The organism is Pseudomonas syringae (assembly GCF_002157375.1).
GTDB lineage: Bacteria > Pseudomonadota > Gammaproteobacteria > Pseudomonadales > Pseudomonadaceae > Aquipseudomonas > Aquipseudomonas syringae_T.
In genome coordinates this window covers 151900-171042 of record NZ_MTSA01000012.1, presented here as the reverse complement: position 1 = coordinate 171042, position 19143 = coordinate 151900, and the positions used below count along the sequence as shown (strand labels likewise).

The following is a 19143-nucleotide window of genomic DNA, read 5'->3' as shown; positions in this document are numbered from 1 at the left end:
GAAAACTGACAGCACAGTGCAGCGCCGTGATGAGTCTTCGCGCGACATCGAGCGCAACCGAGATTCGCTGCTGCCGCTCATGCATGAGCCGAAACGGCTCATTTGTCATATTTACGCATTAAAGGTTGACACTCCGGCGTTCGGCTGTAGAATGCCGCCACACAGACGCGGGATGGAGCAGTCTGGTAGCTCGTCGGGCTCATAACCCGAAGGTCGTCGGTTCAAATCCGGCTCCCGCAACCAAACATCAAAAAAGGCTACTCGAAAGAGTGGCCTTTTTTGTTTCCGACGGAAAAACATTCCAGCCCACGGCTAACTGTCTGACAAAAAAGACTATTTGCCGGGCCCTTTGAAACCCTATCATCACATCTGTAACGTAATGCTCTCACCGACGACAGTTTTTGCGTGCGCTGCCGATAGGCTTGTTACTAAGCTGATCACGACTGAACCGTAGCTGAACAGCTTCAACCAGCTCGATTCGCTATTCGCTCGTTAGGCGTTGACGCGCTAACATCCTGAAATATTTTTTGCGTAGGGATTGGTAACTTGGCTGTATACCTCCATCCTGTCGCGCACGATCCAAGGAGTGATTGATGCGCGACAACACGTCCGATTCCAATGAAGCAGTTAATGCAGAACAACCGAGCATCCCACCGCGCCTGCACTGGCGGGAGCTGCTGAGCAAATACCGACAGCCTATCGGGCTGGCGGTGATGCTGCTGTTGTTCGGCCTGGCCCTGATTGCCTGCCGCCATATGCTGGTCGAAATGGACTGGTATGCGCTGCACGACTCGCTGTTCGCGGTTCCCCTGCCCGCTTTGGGCGGCGCGCTGCTGGCCGCGGTGGTGGGCTACATCATTCTGATGGGCTATGAACTGTCCGCCAGCCGTTACGCCAATGTCGACCTGCCGGTCAAAACGCTGATACTCGGCGGCTTTACATCGTTTGCCATCGGCAATGCGGTGGGCCTGTCGATGCTGTCCGGCGGATCGGTTCGCTATCGCCTTTACTCGCGCTATGGCGTAGGCGCCATCGAAATTGCCCGCATGACGGTGTTCGCCAGCCTCTCACTGGGCTGCGCATTGCCGCCGCTGGCCGCACTGGCGACGCTGAGCAATCTGTCCGGCGCCTCGCTGGCACTCAAACTGCCCGTCGAGGTACTGGCAGTTGTCGCGACAGCGGTACTGGTGGGCAGCCTGCTGCTGGCCGTGTTCGTCTATCGCCGCCGCTTGCCGGAACAGGACATCCCGCACAATATTCTGGTCCGCCTGGGTCGTCGCACACTGCGCCTTCCAGACCTGAAGCTGACGCTGATCCAGCTGGTGATTACCGCGCTGGACGTCGCCGCCGCAGCGATGGTGCTGTACCTGCTGCTGCCACATGCTCCGCCTCTCGGCGCATTCATCCTCATTTACCTGCTGGCGCTCGCGGCGGGTGTCCTGAGTCATGTGCCTGGTGGCGTCGGCGTATTCGAAGCCATCCTGCTGGCCGCCTTCGCCAATGAACTGGGCGCGGCGCCGCTTGCGGCGGCATTACTGCTGTACCGCCTGATCTACGTGGTGCTGCCGCTGCTGCTGGCCTGTCTGACACTGCTGTTCACCGAAGCCCAGCGCCTGCTGCCGACACGGCAAGCCATGCGCGTTGCCTCGGGGCTGGCGGCGCCCATTCTGGCACTGCTGGTTTTCTTGTCGGGGGTGGTGCTGCTCTTCTCTGGTGCCACCCCTGAAATCGATACCCGGCTGGAAAACGTCGGCTTCATGATTCCACACCGGCTGATCGATGCCTCGCACTTTGGTGCCAGTCTGGTAGGTGTGTTGTGCCTGTTGCTCGCCCAAGGCTTGCGCCGCCGGTTGTCAGCGGCGTGGATGCTGACCGTTATTCTGCTGTTGGTAGGCGCGGTATTGTCGATGCTCAAGGGCTTCGACTGGGAAGAAGCCAGCCTGTTGTTGCTGACCGCTTGCCTGCTGTTGACCTTCCGCCGCTCGTTCTATCGCCCTAGCCGCCTGCTGGAACTGCCGTTCTCGCCGCTTTATCTGATCGCCAGCGTGTGCGTGGTCGGTGCCTCGATCTGGCTGTTGCTGTTCGCCTATCAGGATGTGCCCTACAGCCACCAGCTCTGGTGGCAATTCACCCTGGATGCCGACGCCCCGCGCGGTCTTCGCTCGGCACTGGGCAGCGCGGTATTGCTGGTGGTGGTTTCCCTGACCTGGCTGCTGCGCACTGCCCGACCGGTGATCAAGCTGCCGGACGCCGCCGACCTGGACAAGGCCGCCGAAATTCTCAAAGCTTCCAGCCAGCCCGATGGCGGGCTGGTGCTGACCGGCGACAAGGCGATTCTGTTTCACCCTGCCGGCAATGCGTTTCTGATGTACTCGCATCGCGGACGCAGCCTTGTAGCGCTTTACGATCCGATCGGACCGACTCAACAGCGTGCCGAGCTGATCTGGCAGTTCCGTGACCTGTGCGATGTACACCATGCTCGCCCGGTGTTCTACCAGGTGCGCGCAGAGAATCTGCCTTTCTATATGGACATCGGCCTGACCGCCATCAAGCTGGGTGAGGAAGCGCGCGTAGACTTGCGCCGTTTCGACATCGATGCCAAAGGCAAGGAGATGAAAGACCTGCGTTACACCTGGAACCGAGGCGGTCGCGACGGGCTTTCGCTGGAAATCTACGAACCGGGCCAAGCGCCAATCGACGAACTGAAAGTGATTTCCGATGCATGGCTGACCGGCAAGAACGTGCGCGAGAAAGGCTTCTCACTGGGTCGCTTCAGCCCTGAGTACCTGAAGTATTTCCGCATCGCCATCGTCCACTTTCAGGGCAAGCCAGTGGCTTTTTCCAACCTGCTGGAAACCACCAGCCCGGAACTGGCCAGCCTGGACCTGATGCGCTCACACCCGGATGCACCAAAGCTGACCATGGAATTCATGATGGTCGGCCTGATCCTGCACTACAAGGCTCAGGGTTATGCACGCTTCAGCCTGGGGATGGTGCCTTTGTCCGGTCTGCAGCCTCGCCGGGGCGCCCCCATCACCCAGCGTCTGGGCTCGATGATCTTCCGCCGTGGCGAGCAACTGTACAACTTCCAGGGGCTGCGCCGCTTCAAAGACAAGTTCCAGCCCGATTGGGAACCTCGTTATATGGCCGTGCCCGCCGGACTCGATCCGCTCGTGGCTCTGGCTGACACCGCCGCCCTGATTGCGGGCGGTCTGACTGGATTGGTGAAACGCTGATGATTCGACGCTCCTGGCGCCTTTTGCTCGCAGCTCTGGCAATTGTTCTTTTTATCGTGGCTTCCGGGGTATGGATCTGGACCCGCCCCGCTCCGCCTGCATCGCTGGAACACCTGGACCTGGAAGGCGGTGCGCCGCTGACCAGCGTGACCCCGGCCACCCGCATCAAGACCCGCATCGCACTGGCTGTCACCGCTGAAGAAATGCTGACCGACAAGCAGTTGCTGGCGATCAGCAAGGACGCCTCGGCGCGCATCATTCAGGTCGTGCTGCCCAAAGACGACTGTGTTCTGCAACAGAAGACCTTTCAGGCCGCCTTGCAGAAGCTTGACGGCCCGGCCAACGTTGCCGGCGGCATAGGCCCCGGCGCAACGCTCGCATGGCGCTGGCTGGCCGAACAGACTGACGACAAGGCACAAGCCATCTCTGTCGGCTTTGCACTTGAGCACGGTTCGAACCCGCCGCCGGTTCTGGAAGAAGGTGAAACAGCACCGCAGATCTGCGACGTACCGCTGCCGCAAAAAGCCGCTCACGGGCATTGGCTGGCCGCCTGGAACGACGCACCGGACGATCCGAGCGCAGCGTTCGTACGCGATCAGACCAACGCTGACACCAGCATCAGCGATTACGATATTCCGCTGCCGCAAGTTCTGAACACCGAACTGCGCCACCTGCTGCTCGGTGAAAACGACAGCGGCGGCCTGGGCATCCCGGTCGTGGAAGTTCCTGCCAGCAAGCCCTCCGATACCGTCACGCTGTTCATGTCCGGTGACGGCGGCTGGCGTGATCTGGACAAAGTGGTGGCGGGCGACATGGCCAAGATGGGCTACCCCGTCGTGGGCATCGACGTGTTGCGTTATTACTGGGAACACAAGGCACCGGAGCAGACCGCTGCCGACCTCACCGACCTGATGAACCACTACCGTCAGAAATGGGGCACCAAGCGCTTCATTCTGGCGGGCTATTCGTTCGGTGCAGACGTCATGCCTGCGGTCTACAACCGCCTGGCAGCCGATGACCAGAATCGCGTCGACGCAATCATCCTGCTGGCCTTCGCCCGTACCGGCAGCTTCGAGATTCACGTGGACGGCTGGCTCGGCAATGCGGGCAAAGAAGCCACTACCGGGCAGGAAATGGCCAAGCTGCCAGCCGCCAAGGTATTTTGCGTCTACGGCATCGAAGAGAAAAAAGACAGTGGCTGCACCGACACCACCGCTGTCGGCGAAGCGGTTCAGTTGCCAGGCGGTCACCACTTCGATGAGGACTATCCGGCACTGGCCAAGCGCTTGATCGACGCGATCAACAAGCGCCAAGGCAAGACGACCGCTCAGTAAGCATTGCCTGAAGCAGTCATGCAGGCATGAAAAATCCCGGCACCGTGAGGTGGCCGGGATTTTTTTATCTGCGCCGCGCGTCTGGCCAGCGTCTGTTTACATCTCTACCTGCGTGCCCAGCTCGATCACGCGGTTGAACGGCAGCTTGAAGAAGCGCAGGTTGCCATTGGCGTTCTTGAGCATGAAGGCGAACAGTGCCTCACGCCAGCGAGCCATGCCATCCATCTTGGACGGGATGACCGTTTCGCGGCTGAGGAAGTAAGTAGTGCGCATCGGGCTGAAGTCCAGCTCGGCCAGGTGACACAAAGCCAGCGCTGCAGGCACGTCCGGTTCGTCGATGAAGCCGAAGTGCAGAATCACCCGATAGAAGCCTTCGCCGTAGGATTCCACTTCAAAGCGCTGCGCGGCAGGCACACGGGGCGAGTCTTCATACACCACCGTCAGCAGCACCACCTGCTCGTGCAGCACCTGGTTATGCAACATGTTGTGCAGCAGCGCATGAGGCACAGCGTCCGAGCGGGCTGTCAGGAACACCGCCGTCCCCTGCACGCGATGGGGCGGCTGGACACGAATGCTGCCAATGAAGATCGGCAAGGGCAGCCCGCCTTCGTCGATCCGCTCGGCCAGCAGCTGCTTGCCGCGCTTCCAGGTGGTCATGAGGATAAACAGCACCGCACCCGCGAGCACCGGAAAGGCACCGCCCTGAAAAATCTTCGGCACGTTAGCCGCGAAGAACAGACCATCCACCAGCAGCAGGCAGATGAGCAACGGCACGGCCAGCAACGGCGGCCACTTCCAGAGCATCAGCATGACCGTCGACACCAGAATCGTGGTGCAGAGCATGGTCCCGGTGACCGCCACGCCGTAGGCAGATGCCAGCGCGCCGGACGACTCGAAGCCGATCACCAGCATGATCACACCCGCCATCAGCGCCCAGTTGACGGCACCAATATAGATCTGGCCCTGAGCATCGCTGGAGGTGTGCTGGATGTGCATCCTGGGGATGTAACCCAGTTGAATCGCCTGCAACGTCATGGAAAACGCACCGGAAATCACTGCCTGAGACGCGATGATCGTCGCCAGCGTCGACAGGCCGATCAGCGGCAACAATGCCCACCCCGGCGCCAGCAGGTAGAACGGGTTGCGCACGGCTTCAGGATTGCCCAGCACCAGCGCGCCCTGGCCGAAATAGTTGAGCAGCAACGCAGGCAGCACGAGGATGAACCAGGCACGCGAGATCGGCTTGCGACCGAAATGCCCCATGTCGGCATACAGCGCTTCGGCGCCGGTCAACGCCAGCACCACCGCCCCCAGAATGGCCACGCCGATTCCCGGATGAATGATAAAGAAGCGCACGCCCCAGGCCGGATTGACCGCTTTCAGCACTTCAGGCGATTGCATGATGCCGTACACACCCAGCGCGCCCAGCACCAGAAACCAGACCACCATCACCGGCCCGAACAGCACCCCGATGCGCGCCGTGCCATGACGCTGAATGAGGAACAGCCCCACCAATACGACCAGCGCCATCGGCACGATCCAGTGATCAAGGCCATCGAAGGCCAGCTCCAGCCCCTCCATCGCCGACAGAACCGAAACGGCCGGGGTGATCATGCTGTCACCGTAGAACAGCGCGGCACCGAACAGACCGAACACCACCATCATCATTTGCAGCCTAGGGTGCTTGGCAGAGGCTCGCCGCGCCAGCGCCATCAGCGCCATGATCCCGCCCTCGCCCTGGTTATCCGCACGCAGAACAAACGCCATGTATTTGAACGACACGACCCAGAGCAGCGACCAGAAGATCAGCGACAGCACGCCGAGAATCGCGTCATGGGTGACCTCTACCCCGTAACCGCCCTGAAACACCTCCTTCAAGGTGTACAGCGGGCTGGTGCCGATGTCCCCGTAAACCACGCCGACGGCGGCAACCAGCAACCCTATCGGCTTTGCAGCGCCTCCGGCCTCCGCATGACTGTTTGTTTGACTCATCCACTACTCCAGGAAACCAGACATGAGGTTCAACAGACTGAGAACTTCACAACGCGTAACAATTCAGATTCAGCCGAAGATTGACACGTCCGACCGCGATGGCGCGAAGCATAACGCAGCACTCGTCGTAATTCTTGCGGAAACGCAAGGCATCTCTCCATTGGCCTGTTTTGTCCCGCGACACATTACGGTCTTGCGCTCCTTTGGCTTGCCACCTAGCATTACCCATACGCCAATGACGCATAGAAGGGACTCATGATCTTCATTGAAACACCTGTTTTCACCTCGGACTTACGATGTCATCTGGACGATGATGAGTACCGGGCGCTTCAGTTTTATCTGGCTGACCAACCTGAAGCCGGCTCACTGTTTGAAGACACAGGAGGGTTAAGGAAAATTCGTTGGAACGCTCATGGAAAAGGCAAGAGCGGCGGTGTTCGGGTTATTTATTACTACCTTTGCTCCGCACATCAGATACGAATGCTATTGATCTATCGAAAAGGAGTCATGGATTCCTTGACTGCGAAGCAGAAGAGTCAGCTTCGGGCAATCAACAAAGGGTGGAAATGATGGAAAAGAATCTTTTTGATCGCCTTGTAGACAGCATGGCGCAGATGGATGAAATTGATCGTAACGAGCGCCAGCCTTCTCGCGAATTTCACATTGACGCAATTCAAGTCAAGAAAATCCGCCAGGCAACAGGGCTCTCTCAGGCAAGCTTTGCCAAACGCATCGACGTTGCTGTCGGAACACTCAGGAACTGGGAACAAGGTCGACGAGAGCCTGAAGGCCCTGCGCGTGCTCTGTTACGTGCGATTCACAATGATCCAGAGCACGTACTTGCTGCCCTTCGGTGATTCGGCTCAAGAAATGTGACTAAGCCCGTATACAGGCAGCAAGCGGCAGAATGCTCAAAGCACTCGTCGTAATTCTCTCCCAAACGCTGGTCATCACGCCCGCTCACCGCTAGAATTGCGCACTTTTTGATCAGAGGCGCCCCAAGCGCCCAGTCGGTGCCTGCACTTCACGTTCAGGTGCCCTTCACGCCGAGGTTTGCCATGTCCACCGTTACCACGCCGTCCGCCCCCAAGGTCGGATTCGTTTCTCTGGGTTGTCCTAACGATATCCAAAATAAACCTTGATACTAGGCATAAAAATATTGCAAACCGGTTCTATACCTCGGCTTTTACACCCCACTGATTGGGACTGTGCACCCTAACCTCCCTTAAACCGTCTCCCGAATACTCGAACGCCACCGGAGGCCTCATTACCATTACTAAACGCCAGCCTGAAGAGCCGACCGTGCGTTATCGGTCTCCTAAGGCATCAACGGTATCGCTATATTGGCTGCCCGCTGTTGAAGCAAACCCATGTAATGACCGGTCCGGCGGAAAAGTGCTCGACGAATTGATACATCACCATAGCTCGAATACGCCTTACAACGTCGCCACTAGCTCCCTATAACCATCGAAATCGAGATCTTTCCCAGTTATAATTTCAGCTTTCAGGCATATACAGGCTCCTACCGCTAACTCGACTGGCCTAAAGCTAATCCCACCCAGTCCAAGTGCCACTTGTACCGGTCGCTCAAGTGTCTTTATAAAATCTGATACTGAAGGCTTATCGGCCGCCCACTGATCATAAAGCATATGAGCACTGCTCTCCTTTTCACCCCCATAGTCGACTCCCAAATGTCGATCCGAAAAAAATCGGGAGATAATGGATATGTCGGTAAAATACACGCCCGAAATTTTCTGAGACATGGCATGAGTTAGTCCTGCAACCACACAAGGAATTATCTGGTCGTAAGCTACCGTATGGCCGAACGCTGCATTAACCATTTCAGGATGCAATTTCAATCCGGCCACAAGCCTATTGATCTGAGCAACATCTTCGCGAACCTGCTTCAAATGATTAAAAATAGCAACTGAGCGCCCTTCACAAAGCCATCTGTTTTTACACTCGATAATGAAAAGCTTTCCACCCCATAGAACTAAAGCATCATACTCATACTCACCCTCCGCGCCAGCAAACTTTTTTTTATAGTTCGTTACCTCTATTTTATTTAAACTAAATATACCTCTTACCGCACCCTCTAGCCCGCTACCCTTTTTCTTGAACTCACATTTGCGACTCAAAATATTAGAAACTACCGCTCGACTGACGACACAACGTAAAAGTATGTCAGACACAACAACATAGCCGCTACTTGTCTTAATCAGCGGACAATCGAACAAATCTCTTGATCTTCGATGAAAAGTTACGTTATGGATAAAGCAAGCCGACTTGTCCTGTGACAGACCGGTGGACATCAGATACTCAAGCAGTGGGGCTTTGCCAAAGGTTATTAACTCGGAACTCAAATATATCTTTTCGGCTGATTTAGAGTGTAGTTTTTTGCAAAACTCTCTTAAACCGCAAAAACCATAAACCCACTCTAGAAGATTTAGCCCTTCGTAGAGCGTATCATCTTTCGCGACATCATAATTCAAAAGCACTGCGAGAGACGACACGGAAACGTGACGCTCCTTCACAGACGTTGACCCAGTAATGGCTGCTATCGCATCAAGCAAATCATTTAGCTTAGCGTCTTTATTGAATGAAAAGTAGTTTGATGACTCTCTATTGGAATTTCTCTGACCTGCGATAAAATCGAATATTTCAGCATCGGTAGTCGCCCCAAATTCAACCCCGAACTTAAACTCCGCTGGCGGGCTTTCATACTGGTCCTTGTCACGCAATTGAAAGTCGCGACCTAGATACCGTACTTGTTGTTGCAAATCATCCAGAAGTGCCCAGACGTTAGCGTTATAAAAAATCGAACCTGCCTTGTACACATCGTCGTCCGATGTTTCAACCTCATCCGGGATAACCACCGCATCTAAACTGTCAAACCAGCTGTTTCGGTAAGCCTCCATTAAAATGGCTGAACCGAGTGCCCCAACTTGCTGAATGTGATAAGACGACGGATCGACTGGTATTCCACCCTCTCCTATTATAGACAAGGTGTTGAGCAGAACCGGGGCCTCACCCTTGAACCTATCTTCAACTTGCTTTTGTAAACACTGCGAATCCCCGACATACCATTTCATAGCAGACCATACTCGGCTATCAGACTGAAGATCTTTCAGCGCTAGCATCTCCTCTTCAAATTTCAGTATTTCGCTGAAGCACTCATCAGCCACCCAAAAGAAAACCAGCCTACGTTTATACAAATCTAGAGTCTGCGCGTCTAAGTCTTGCGCAACATACGCAAGCAGCTCTGAAAATAACTCTTCTCGCTTTTTTTCTTTATCCGTATTCTTTCGCTTATTCAGCAATGAGTCGGATCGCATAATCAGCTCAAGAAACTCTACGGGATACTTTCGCCAAGGAATCTTGTCCATCTCCTTCTTTAGCAGTTTCCATGACAACTTGGAAAGCGCCTTATGTATAGCGACCTCTGAAAACTCTGAAACTACGTTGATCCAAGGCAAAAAATATCTCCCTATCTAACAGACGACGTCATACATGGCTAAAGCGACTTTACCGCATCTTATACTGAATGGAGCATCGTTGGGTCCAGCATTTCCCCTTACGCAAGCGGCAAAAAAATTGGATCAATCCTCCAACAAGAAGGCTGTCGGCCCACGCACTCAGAATGTGTGAGAAAGCTGCGATAGCGCTAGCACTGTATATATGAACAGCAATAATCCATGTTTCATTGGATTCCTGTGATGTCTGCTTTTGCAATGCTCCTTATCGAAGATAATGGGCTGAAGCCTGCGTGATAACTCGTGTTACGCGTCGCGTGTATGTCGCCATGCACACGCGCAGATTTGTTTAGTGGCGGACCGATACCAGGGTAAAAAGGGGCAGATCTACATGTTTTCTGACTTTTCATCCAAGCACGCCGGGGAGTTCGATAATTACCCCCGCGGTTCAGACTCGCCAGATGAAATGCAAATACTTGACATTTCTTCGCAAAACCTTGCACTTGGTGTAATCGTCGCTTGCCTGCGCAAGCCCGCGGATGGCTTGGCTTGAAACACTGATTGCACCCCATACCACCTTTGCACAAAAAAGAGACATGAAGGCCGTCGGCGGGAGGGGGATAAGTGCTTTTCCTTGCGTTTTTTTATTCCCAGGCCAATTTTCCACAAGCCCGGCTCAGCTGTGACTCAGTCCTTCCATCGGAGAGTTGTGGCGAAGCCAAAGCACGCGAATGTACTGTACGCACATACAGCTAAATTCGGAGGATGAATAGTCATGGTAGTGGTGAGCACAGAGAAAAAAACAGAGGTTGATACATGGGTCGCGCTGCTTGAGGACAGCACCGCGTTGCTCGCTTGTCCCGGAGTCCATCACAAACTGTTGCTGCAACGTGCTTGCGCTCTGTATGCATCGAAAATCGTGAACGCAGAGGAGTACAGCGACATGCTGGAACTCGCTGACGGAGCGCTCGCCTATGCAATTGAGGAGCAGTTGTACCTCCCCGCATCAGAAAGTGCAGCCTGATGCAGGTCTTGGTCATTCCAATGAGGCGCAAGGGCGTAGCGTTGGAACCGAGAGAGAGGGAGCGTTACGAAGCGATACAAGGGAACGTGATAGTCCGATCGATTCACTGCGAATATTTAGGCAGGCATGCAAAAATTGCTTGGCTTGAGGCAGGCATGCCAAAAGAGGAACAGCGGCTACCAGAGCTGCTGGACGTCACGTTGGCCACAATGGCCCACAACGGGTTTGTACTCAGTGGTATTGAATACATCGAGGGCTGTGCCTACGCCCAGTCCTGGTGGTGCAAATACCAGTAAGGCCGACGCTTGGCCGACAGATGCTATGCGTAACTGGTAATACGTAGGGAACGAATGGGTCAAGGCTACACTACCCCATTGGACCAACTGAGGCGGATTGAGTAATTGATAAATCAGAGGGGGCAGAGAAGCGACCTCTGCCCCCTATTTATCAGAGCTGCCTTATGACTCCGTACAGTCGCAGTGTCCAGTATAGGGCTTGTAGAGTTCGGATCAGGTCTTCGTGGAAGAAACGCTTCATCATATGGACTGCCTCTGTATGAATGGATAGCAACGGAACATCGTTTTGCCCTCTATTGAAATCGTCACCGTCCGCGCGCACAGAGAACTTTCGCAGATATTTATGATATCGATCGCGTGCTCGTTCAAAGCTGTTAAATCAAATTACGCATGAGGAATGCGTAATCGGCTGTTGACGCATCGATGCGCTAGCCATACCCTCGAAGCTTCTGACGTTTCAAGATGCATGGCTGTACGGTGACGGGAAGATCGTAGCATAAGAAATCAGTCCCGAAACCACCTTGTCAGGCCCGCCACCGCGCGGGCCTGCTCCTTTTCCGTCCTCCAAAAAACCTCTACTCACCGGTCAAAACCTTATAACGCTTGGGCATTGATCAAATTTGATCAGCCACGACAGCGAGTTATTAGAGGTATATTTAAGGTATTTACCCGACAGACGGTTTAGATAAACCCAAAAAATGTAAACACTGTAAACAGTTTGCCCAGCGACCTATCACGACCAACAGAAAAACGAAAAACCTAAAAAGCAAATAGATGACTGAACACTTAACTGGACACGTAACATGACAAGTAAATTGACAAGTAAATTGACACGTTAATTGACAAGTAATCGGATACGTAGACGCATAATCGGACGCATTACTTGACACGTAAGTTGACACATTAATTGACACACATGGACGCGTTTCTGGGCGCGTTTCTGGATACGTAACTGGACACGTGGTCGCTGTATGCAAGACAATGAATGACTTGAAGAACTTTGCTTCGCCCTAAGGAATAGCGATGGACATCCCCAATATCGCTGCAATGCTGGTCAAAAGACTTGACGGCCTGCAGCACGACATCCGACAGCAATGGTCCAGCCCGCAAGGTACCCACACCCGCCATTTCTTCGTAGACGACCTTCTGACAGATGACATGGCCCAAGCCATCTACGATGCTTTTCCAAAAGCAGCCGACGGTTTTTTCGATCGCAAGTCGTTCCGCGAGAAGAAAAAAACGATGACGGATCTGAGTCACTTCCCCGAGATCCTAAGCAACATCACCTACGCGATTCAGCATCCGGATGTGGTGGCCAAGGTTTCAGAACTGGTCGGCTTCGAGCGGATTACTCCCGACCCGTCACTTTACGCTGCTGGGCTGTCGATGATGTTTGAGGGGGATTTCCTCAATCCTCACATCGACAACAGCCACGACGGAACCCGCAACCTCTATCGCCGGCTCAACCTGTTGTATTACGTGACGCCGAACTGGTCACTCGAAAATGGCGGCAACTTTGAGCTGTGGGACCATCAGGTGAAGAACCAAAAGACCATTGTGTCTACGTTCAACCGTCTGGTGGTGATGGAAACGAATAAGGATTCCTGGCATTCAGTCAGTCCAGTATCCGTAAGCACGGCCCGTTGCTGCGTCTCGAATTACTATTTTTCCGAGGTCTCGCCGGACGATCACGACTACTTCCATGTGACATCTTTCAGCGGTCGTCCAGGGGAAACCGGACGTCGGTTGCTCGGAGTACTCGATAACGGTGTTCGCAACGTCGTATCCAAGGTCCTAGGTAAAGGAAGGGGTCGCACCCTGGTCAACAAAACAGAGCAGTAGCCTGTATCAGAGCGTTACTGTCTTGAGCTTCACTGACAGTACCGCTGCCTTCGTTGCATCCGCAGTAAACGCAGCCGCGTTGCCAGGCACCGGCGTCGGCCCATGGGTATGTGCAGCGAGCTGGGTGTTCATGTCCTGAACCAGATCGAGCAGGTCACACACGACCTGAAAGATGTTCACACCGCCCGATCCAACCCAGTTTTTCGGAGCCTGCAAACGCTGGCTCTTACTGGTGATGCTCTCACGCAGACCCTGAATCCGTTCGTGCATATCGCCACCCACTGTGGCGTTATGCTTCTGCCCGACCACCAGGTTTAGGTCACGACCGGTTGCCTGGTGCAGGTCGTCCACTGCCGCCAGACTCGCGGATCCGCCGGACAGCAGCTTGAGCGCGCCCAGGGCCTCGATCTTCTTAACCCCACCCACTGACTCAGTCGAATGGTCATCCACTGTTCTGGTGTGGCTCTGGAAGCTTTCAGTGTTCGTCATGGCGTCGACTTCGCGCTCGATCGCCTGGTCCTGGATCTTGCCGTCAGTCTTGCGCAGCCAGTTACCGTCCGCGTCGACGCGCTGCTGCACGGCGTCACTGTGCTGCCACACCTGGTCACCCTTGGGTACCTTCGGCAATGTCAGGCCGTGCGGCAGGATGGTTTGAATGTAGGGCTTGTGCGGCAGGCCATAAGCGAAGCACACCACCACGCTGGTGCCCTCCTCCGGAAAGGCAAAGAATCCCATCTCATCGCCGCCCACCGGCATGGGCAGCGGCACGCCGGCCAGTACCGGCAACGTCGTGTCTATCTCGCCATCTGGCCCCATCACCTGCAGGTCGACCGAGAAGCGCGGACGGAAGTCGTCACACAGTCCAGCACTGGCCGGCGCATCCGCCACGGCCACCACCTTGGCGAAGCGCGGCAAGTGATAGCCGCCGGTGAGTTCAGGGAATTGTCGTTCTACGCTGCGCTTGATTGCGTCGTCCATTTGATGGCCATCTGTGTGCCGGCCAGCGTCACGTTCGTGATGCGCTCGCCTTGGTTGATTGATACGCCTGGTCGCAGGCCTGGCAAGGCCGCGATCATTGCGCTCTGGCTGCCCTGGTAACCGTCGAAAAGGTTCACCGGCAACTGCAACGGCGATCGAGCGCCGAAGAAACTGTCAGCCCAGGCACCGACGTAGATCTCGCCGTCGCCCTGTTGCTGCCAGATAAAGTCCTTGATGCCGAACACCCGCGCCATGCTGTCCAGCGCCTGGTATCCAGCGGCCAGGTTGTAGAAAAACGGCGTCTTGACGCGTGTGTAGGCCTGATCCGGAACCCGGAAACGCAGGCCGGTCTTGCTGCCGATATCGGCCAGTACCGCGCGCAAATCTACATGGCGCAGGTTCATGGGCAACGGGTTGGCCAGCACCGCGGCTAACTCGCGGCACAGCACCACCTGCTCGATGCCGTTGGTGGCAGTGCAGCGCTCGACATAGCCAATGAAATGACGCTGTAGGACCGCTTCGTTGTAGCCGATATCGAACGTGACCAAACCTTTGACGGTGGCACCTATCTTGATCGTGAACGTGGCACGGCCCGGACTCTTGAGGTCCAGACGAACATCGTCGTTGATAAGCGGCATAGTCACGCCGCCGATCGTCAGCACCTTGTGCAGCTTCATGCTCATGGCGTGCTGCCCAGGTAGGTGTCCACTTTCTTGAGCACCGCTTCAAAGCCTGTCAGCTCTTCGGGCGTGCCCGATCCGCTGCCTGCAACACCATCACCTGGTGCTGACTGGGACGTGACGCCGTTGCCGGCGCGCCGGTTCTCGACCTTCTCCGGGTTGGATAGCTTCTCGCTCAGAGTGAACTGGACTATCCATTGGGCCAGTGTGTCGTCCTCACGGGCGCTGACCCCATCTGAGAACGTCACCTGCCGGATGCCAAAGGCCTTGGCCGTGTCATTGACGATGCGGTAGGTCTGCAGTTGGCCACCGCCTGCAGTCGCCTCGGCCAGGCGCATGATAGTGCGCAGGTTATCGAGCGACTTGTAAGGGATCGTCAGGGCTACGGTCAGCGTCTTGGGCTTGAAACCCTTGTGTGACTTATCGGTGCCCGATGTCTGACCGCCCAGCTCGTCGGCCTCGATCTTGAGGTTGGCCGTCAGCTTCATCCGGTGGCCGATGATCTGCTCGCCGTTGAGTAGCAGCGTCATAGGCCCACCAGTTCCTGGACAAAGCTCAGGCTCTCTGCAGATCCCACCAGCAGCGCGCCGGCACACAGCGGCCATTCATGGCCCGGTGCTTCGCCCTCGAGCAGTTCGCGGCGCAGCTGGCCCAAGTCACCCGGTCCCAGCATCCGGGACTGTATCGAACCGTCGTCGGCACTGTTGGTGAACTGAGCTTTCAGGTCGGCCAGCTGCTGATCGCGCTCCTGGGCCTGCGCCTTCTTTCGTGCCTGCAGATCTGCAAGGTCCGCCATCGGCGAGCTGTCGGCGGCATAGCCCTCAAGCATCGCCAGCTGACCGGCCATGGACTGGCTGGCCAGCTTGGTGATCGGGCACCGCTGCAGCGGCAACTGGCTCCAGAGCGGCATTTGCCCGGCGATCGGCATGACCCACTTTTCCACCTCCAGCTTGGCCAGGTGTTCGGCACGGCGCTCGGCGCGCACCAGGTCAGGCATAGGCAACACCACGTTGAACCGGCCCAGCGTCGCCGCGAGCTGGTCCAGACGCGTGGCGAGGAATATCAGTACCAGGGCGCTTTGCTGACCTTGCGGACGGACGGCGTCGGTGGTGTCGGTCAGCTTGTCGGCCAGCAGCTGCAGCAGGTTCGGCGCAGACAGAAAGCGCTGGTGACCACCGCTGCCCTGCCCTACACCGTACTGAAACGGCGTCACGACAATGCACGACGGGACGTTTTCAAACTGTGCGACCAACGCATCGCGTCCGGCGCTGATGGCCGACTTCGCAGCCCCTGCGATCAGACCAGGACTGGTGGTGGCGATATCGGCCAGCGTCGATACGCGCTGGCCGGTGATGACCATTTCACTCTGGATCAACTCCCGAGCGTCCGCCATCTGATCCATCCACTGAGTGGCCTGCACCGGCCATTGCAGTTTGATCGGTGCCCATTCATTCGCCATCGAGCACGACCGCTTCGATCCAGTCCGGTGTAACCGGCTGCGTGGTTTCCTTTGGGTAGCCAGACACCTGCGGCCATTCACGCACTGCCTGCCGCCAGGTCAGCAACTGGGTGAACTGCTCGGGTGTGATAGGCAGTTCACCGCCCAGATCGCGAGCATCGCGGTACTGCGATACCAAGTTGTCCGAGACTTTCAAACGCAGCTCCACCCAGAGCTTGGCCAGCAACGCCGGGTCGGCCTGGACAACGATGTCCTCGGCGTACTCGGTAGCGTGGCCACCGGCGTCCAGATAGTCGACAACAGCCTGGTAAAGCGGCGGGTTGTAGTCCTGGGTAACATGACAACGGTTGCCAGCAACGGTTATCACGAACGAGCCATCGTTTTTAGTGGCCACATCGGAGAAGGACACGCCCAAAGCCACTGGCTCTTCGGGAGCCGCGAAAATCGGCGGCAGGACCTCTTCAGGGGTTTCAAGTTTCACGTCTGTCATGCTGCGTACCTCCAGGCGAAACCGTAAATGGTGCTTCCGCCGCTGAATGAAATAACTGTCCCGCCAGCGGCCTGGCCACTTCGACCGATCACCCCGGCACCGCCCGAGTAGTAATGCATCAGCGAATAGCACCAGGTGCCGCCAGCGGGCAGTCTCACTTCAGTCGCGGTGACAGAAACCGCCAGGAAGTTGTTATTGTCGGGCCGGTAAAAGTTTTGCTCGCCCCACAAGAGGCCGAGGTCAGTGTTATCCACTTGCGCCCGAACACCTGTTCCGTTGGCTGCCCATCCCAGTCGCAACTGATTGCCTGCCTGGTTTGCACCGCCGCCCTGCTGTACGGGCGTGTAGTCGAGGCGTTTTTGCAGGTAGTGAACGGCCCCGTTCGAGGCACGTCGAAAATACGGATAATCCGGGTTGTCACTGGCAAAACCCGCTGTGGAAATTGAGTCGGCGGCGACCCTTGCGGCTACCAGCGTGTTGACCTGAGCAGCGGTGTAACAGTCAGTGATGCCGTAGCCGGCGATGGAATTGGCCTTGTTAGCTTTATCGTTGGGGTTGAACGACTGCTCAGTCCAGATTCGGCCCATATCTGTGGCGTCTACCGTCAATTTCAGACCGACGTCTGACCAACCGATAAACACCTTGTTGGTCTTCTGGCCTGCACCGCCACCCTGCTGCAAGGGCGTGTAGCCAATCTGCGGCTGTAGGTAGTAGACCTTGTCATCAGAGATGCGACGGAAGTACGGATAGTCGGTGTTGTTGCTGGCAAAACCGGCGTGAACAATGGAGTCGGCCAGTACCCGTCTGCCCACCAGGTCGTTGACCTGAGTGGTGGTGTAGGCATCGGAGATACCGTAGCCGGCCAGCGTATTAGCCTTGTTGGCCTTGTCATTGGGGTTGAATGACGTTTCCGTCCAGATCCTGCCCATGTCGGTGCCGTCAACGCTCACTTTCAGCATCGCGCCGGTCCAGCCGATGTTGATCTGATTGCCCTTCTGGTCAGGCCCACCGCCTTGCTTCACGAAACTTTTGTTCGCGTCATCCTTGCTGTACGCATCGGTGATGCCGTAGCCAGCAAGCGTTGTCGGGTTACTGCCGCTGGTGACCAGGCCTTTCAGGTTGACGGCTACTTTTGTGTACGTGCCTGCCGGCACGCCGCTATCAGCCAGCGTCAGGGTGATATTGGTATCACTCGCGCCGTCATAGGTCCCGATGCCGCTGGCTGCACCGTTGAATCGAAAGGCTCGCGGCGTAACCAGGCGCACTGCCCTGCCGACGGAGGTCGAGCCATCAACGATCGCAGCAATGGCCTGGAAGATCGCCGTGCGCACGGCATTGACCATCCTGGTGGTCGCCAGCACAGCGCTGCTGCTGTTGGCAGGATCATCGCTGATCGCGTTCGGCACATTGCTCAGCCCGACGTCTTCCTTGGTCGTGGCACGGGCGCGCAGATCTGGATAGTCACCAACCCGCGCCGCGAAGTGCCTCACCAGCTCGCTGTCGATCGCCTCGATCGGACGCAGGTCGACCAGGCTGCTGGTGCCGGTGATGTCGGCCAACGGCACCAGGTAGTGCCTGGCCGAGGCGCTGTCGGTGTAGTCGACCTTCGCTTCCTGGCCGAACACCACTTTGAACGAGGCCACGACGTCGCTCAGCTCGCGCTGCAGCACCACATCCAGCCACGCTTTGGTCGGCACTGCCGGCACGGTCACAGGCAACACAGCATCGAGCTGCAGACGAACGCCTTCGACATAAGCCACGCCCGGATTGAGCTGGTAGGCATTGCCCACCTTCTGCAGCTGCAGGCCTGCGCCGAAAAAGCATGCGCGCCCGAACATGTCCCGGTTGCTGATGCGCTCACGCTCATCGATGCCTTTCATTCGCGCGGTGTAATCGAACTGCCAGGTACTGGCGTCGATCTTGATGCCAGTCAGCTGCTGGGCACCGTCGAACACCAACAGGAAGTTGCGCGTGACGTTGTTGCCGATCTGGTCGGGCAGGATGTTCTTGCGCTTCTGTTGCACAGGCACGTAAGCGACCGACAGCAGCACGTCGTCGCTGGTCTCCATGCCGATCCAGTTCCAGTCGAAGTCACCGATATCGGTGCCCATCAGCAGGCTGTAAACCACCTGGTTAGGGTTCACGTAACCCTGCTGGGTGATGTTTGCGGTGTAGACGATCTGGGCCGCTGGCGGCTTCACGCCGGCGCGATTGACCGGGCCGCTCACATTCAGGCCGGGCACGTTGGCCAGCACGAAGCGGGCCACGGTCAGCGGCAGGTTGGCCGCTTGTTTCTGGGCGATCAGTTTTTCGCCGGCGAGGGTGATACTTGCAGCCAT

The 19143-nt window shown here is 56.5% G+C and carries 15 protein-coding genes and 1 tRNA gene; 8 read left to right on the top strand and 8 right to left on the bottom strand.

Annotated elements, in window-relative coordinates; genetic code table 11:
* Window positions 1-166: 166 nt before the first annotated feature.
* The 3 genes from BW686_RS16835 to BW686_RS16825 all read left to right on the top strand — a co-directional run bounded on the left by BW686_RS16835 (window position 167) and on the right by BW686_RS16825 (window position 4570).
* Window positions 167-243 (top strand) — tRNA-Met (locus tag BW686_RS16835).
* A gap of 350 nt (window positions 244-593) precedes the next feature.
* Entirely contained in the window at window positions 594-3236 is a 2643-nt protein-coding gene (gene mprF, locus BW686_RS16830; protein WP_084918689.1) for a bifunctional lysylphosphatidylglycerol flippase/synthetase MprF, read from the top strand.
* Window positions 3236-4570, top strand: a complete 1335-nt coding sequence (locus BW686_RS16825) for a virulence factor family protein (RefSeq protein WP_084918688.1) — start codon at window positions 3236-3238, stop codon at window positions 4568-4570. Before mprF ends, BW686_RS16825 begins: the two co-directional genes overlap by 1 nt.
* 96 nt (window positions 4571-4666) lie before the next feature.
* On the opposite strand, the gene BW686_RS16820 is transcribed toward BW686_RS16825, so the two are convergent.
* A complete protein-coding gene (locus BW686_RS16820; RefSeq protein ID WP_084918687.1) occupies window positions 4667-6562 on the bottom strand; it encodes a potassium transporter Kup in 1896 nt (631 codons plus the stop codon).
* 255 nt (window positions 6563-6817) lie between these two features.
* Between BW686_RS16820 and BW686_RS16810 the strand changes: the two genes are divergently transcribed.
* Window positions 6818-7132 carry a hypothetical protein gene (locus BW686_RS16810; RefSeq protein WP_084918685.1) on the top strand — a complete coding sequence of 105 codons (315 nt, stop codon included), beginning with the start codon at window positions 6818-6820 and terminating at the stop codon, window positions 7130-7132.
* The gene (locus BW686_RS16805; protein WP_084918684.1) at window positions 7132-7419 is read left to right on the top strand and encodes a helix-turn-helix domain-containing protein; all 288 of its coding nucleotides are present in this window, start codon (window positions 7132-7134) and stop codon (window positions 7417-7419) included. The genes BW686_RS16810 and BW686_RS16805 overlap by 1 nt, the downstream gene beginning before the upstream one ends.
* Window positions 7420-7998: 579 nt before the next feature.
* Here the strand turns inward: BW686_RS16805 and BW686_RS16795 are convergent.
* Window positions 7999-10038 carry a hypothetical protein gene (locus BW686_RS16795; protein WP_084918683.1) on the bottom strand — a complete coding sequence of 680 codons (2040 nt, stop codon included), beginning with the start codon at window positions 10036-10038 and terminating at the stop codon, window positions 7999-8001.
* A 772-nt stretch (window positions 10039-10810) separates the two neighbouring features.
* On the opposite strand from BW686_RS16795, the gene BW686_RS16790 reads away from it, so the two are divergent.
* The 3 genes from BW686_RS16790 (at window position 10811) to BW686_RS16780 (ending at window position 13197) form a co-directional block, all read left to right on the top strand.
* Window positions 10811-11059 (top strand): hypothetical protein, encoded by a 249-nt coding sequence (locus BW686_RS16790; RefSeq protein WP_024641882.1) that lies wholly within the window; start codon window positions 10811-10813, stop codon window positions 11057-11059.
* The gene (locus BW686_RS16785; protein WP_024641881.1) at window positions 11059-11355 is read left to right on the top strand and encodes a hypothetical protein; all 297 of its coding nucleotides are present in this window, start codon (window positions 11059-11061) and stop codon (window positions 11353-11355) included. The genes BW686_RS16790 and BW686_RS16785 overlap by 1 nt, the downstream gene beginning before the upstream one ends.
* 1023 nt (window positions 11356-12378) lie before the next feature.
* Window positions 12379-13197: a 2OG-Fe(II) oxygenase gene (locus BW686_RS16780; protein WP_024641880.1), complete on the top strand. Its 819-nt coding sequence runs from the start codon at window positions 12379-12381 to the stop codon at window positions 13195-13197.
* Between the two features lie 6 nt (window positions 13198-13203).
* Here BW686_RS16780 and BW686_RS26170 read toward each other — a convergent pair whose 3' ends face one another.
* The 6 genes from BW686_RS26170 to BW686_RS16750 are packed head-to-tail and all read right to left on the bottom strand — an operon-like array spanning window position 13204 to window position 19143.
* Complete coding sequence (locus BW686_RS26170; RefSeq protein WP_102048020.1) at window positions 13204-14175, bottom strand: hypothetical protein; 972 nt, start codon at window positions 14173-14175, stop codon at window positions 13204-13206.
* The gene (locus BW686_RS16770) at window positions 14148-14858 is read right to left on the bottom strand and encodes a hypothetical protein (RefSeq protein ID WP_084918682.1); all 711 of its coding nucleotides are present in this window, start codon (window positions 14856-14858) and stop codon (window positions 14148-14150) included. Before BW686_RS16770 ends, BW686_RS26170 begins: the two co-directional genes overlap by 28 nt.
* Window positions 14855-15385, bottom strand: a complete 531-nt coding sequence (locus tag BW686_RS16765) for a baseplate complex protein (RefSeq protein WP_084918681.1) — start codon at window positions 15383-15385, stop codon at window positions 14855-14857. The genes BW686_RS16770 and BW686_RS16765 overlap by 4 nt, the downstream gene beginning before the upstream one ends.
* Complete coding sequence (locus BW686_RS16760) at window positions 15382-16314, bottom strand: hypothetical protein (RefSeq protein WP_084918680.1); 933 nt, start codon at window positions 16312-16314, stop codon at window positions 15382-15384. The genes BW686_RS16765 and BW686_RS16760 overlap by 4 nt, the downstream gene beginning before the upstream one ends.
* Window positions 16304-16804 (bottom strand): hypothetical protein, encoded by a 501-nt coding sequence (locus BW686_RS26875; RefSeq protein ID WP_044422702.1) that lies wholly within the window; start codon window positions 16802-16804, stop codon window positions 16304-16306. The genes BW686_RS16760 and BW686_RS26875 overlap by 11 nt, the downstream gene beginning before the upstream one ends.
* A complete protein-coding gene (locus BW686_RS16750) occupies window positions 16801-19143 on the bottom strand; it encodes a phage tail protein (protein ID WP_084918679.1) in 2343 nt (780 codons plus the stop codon). Before BW686_RS16750 ends, BW686_RS26875 begins: the two co-directional genes overlap by 4 nt.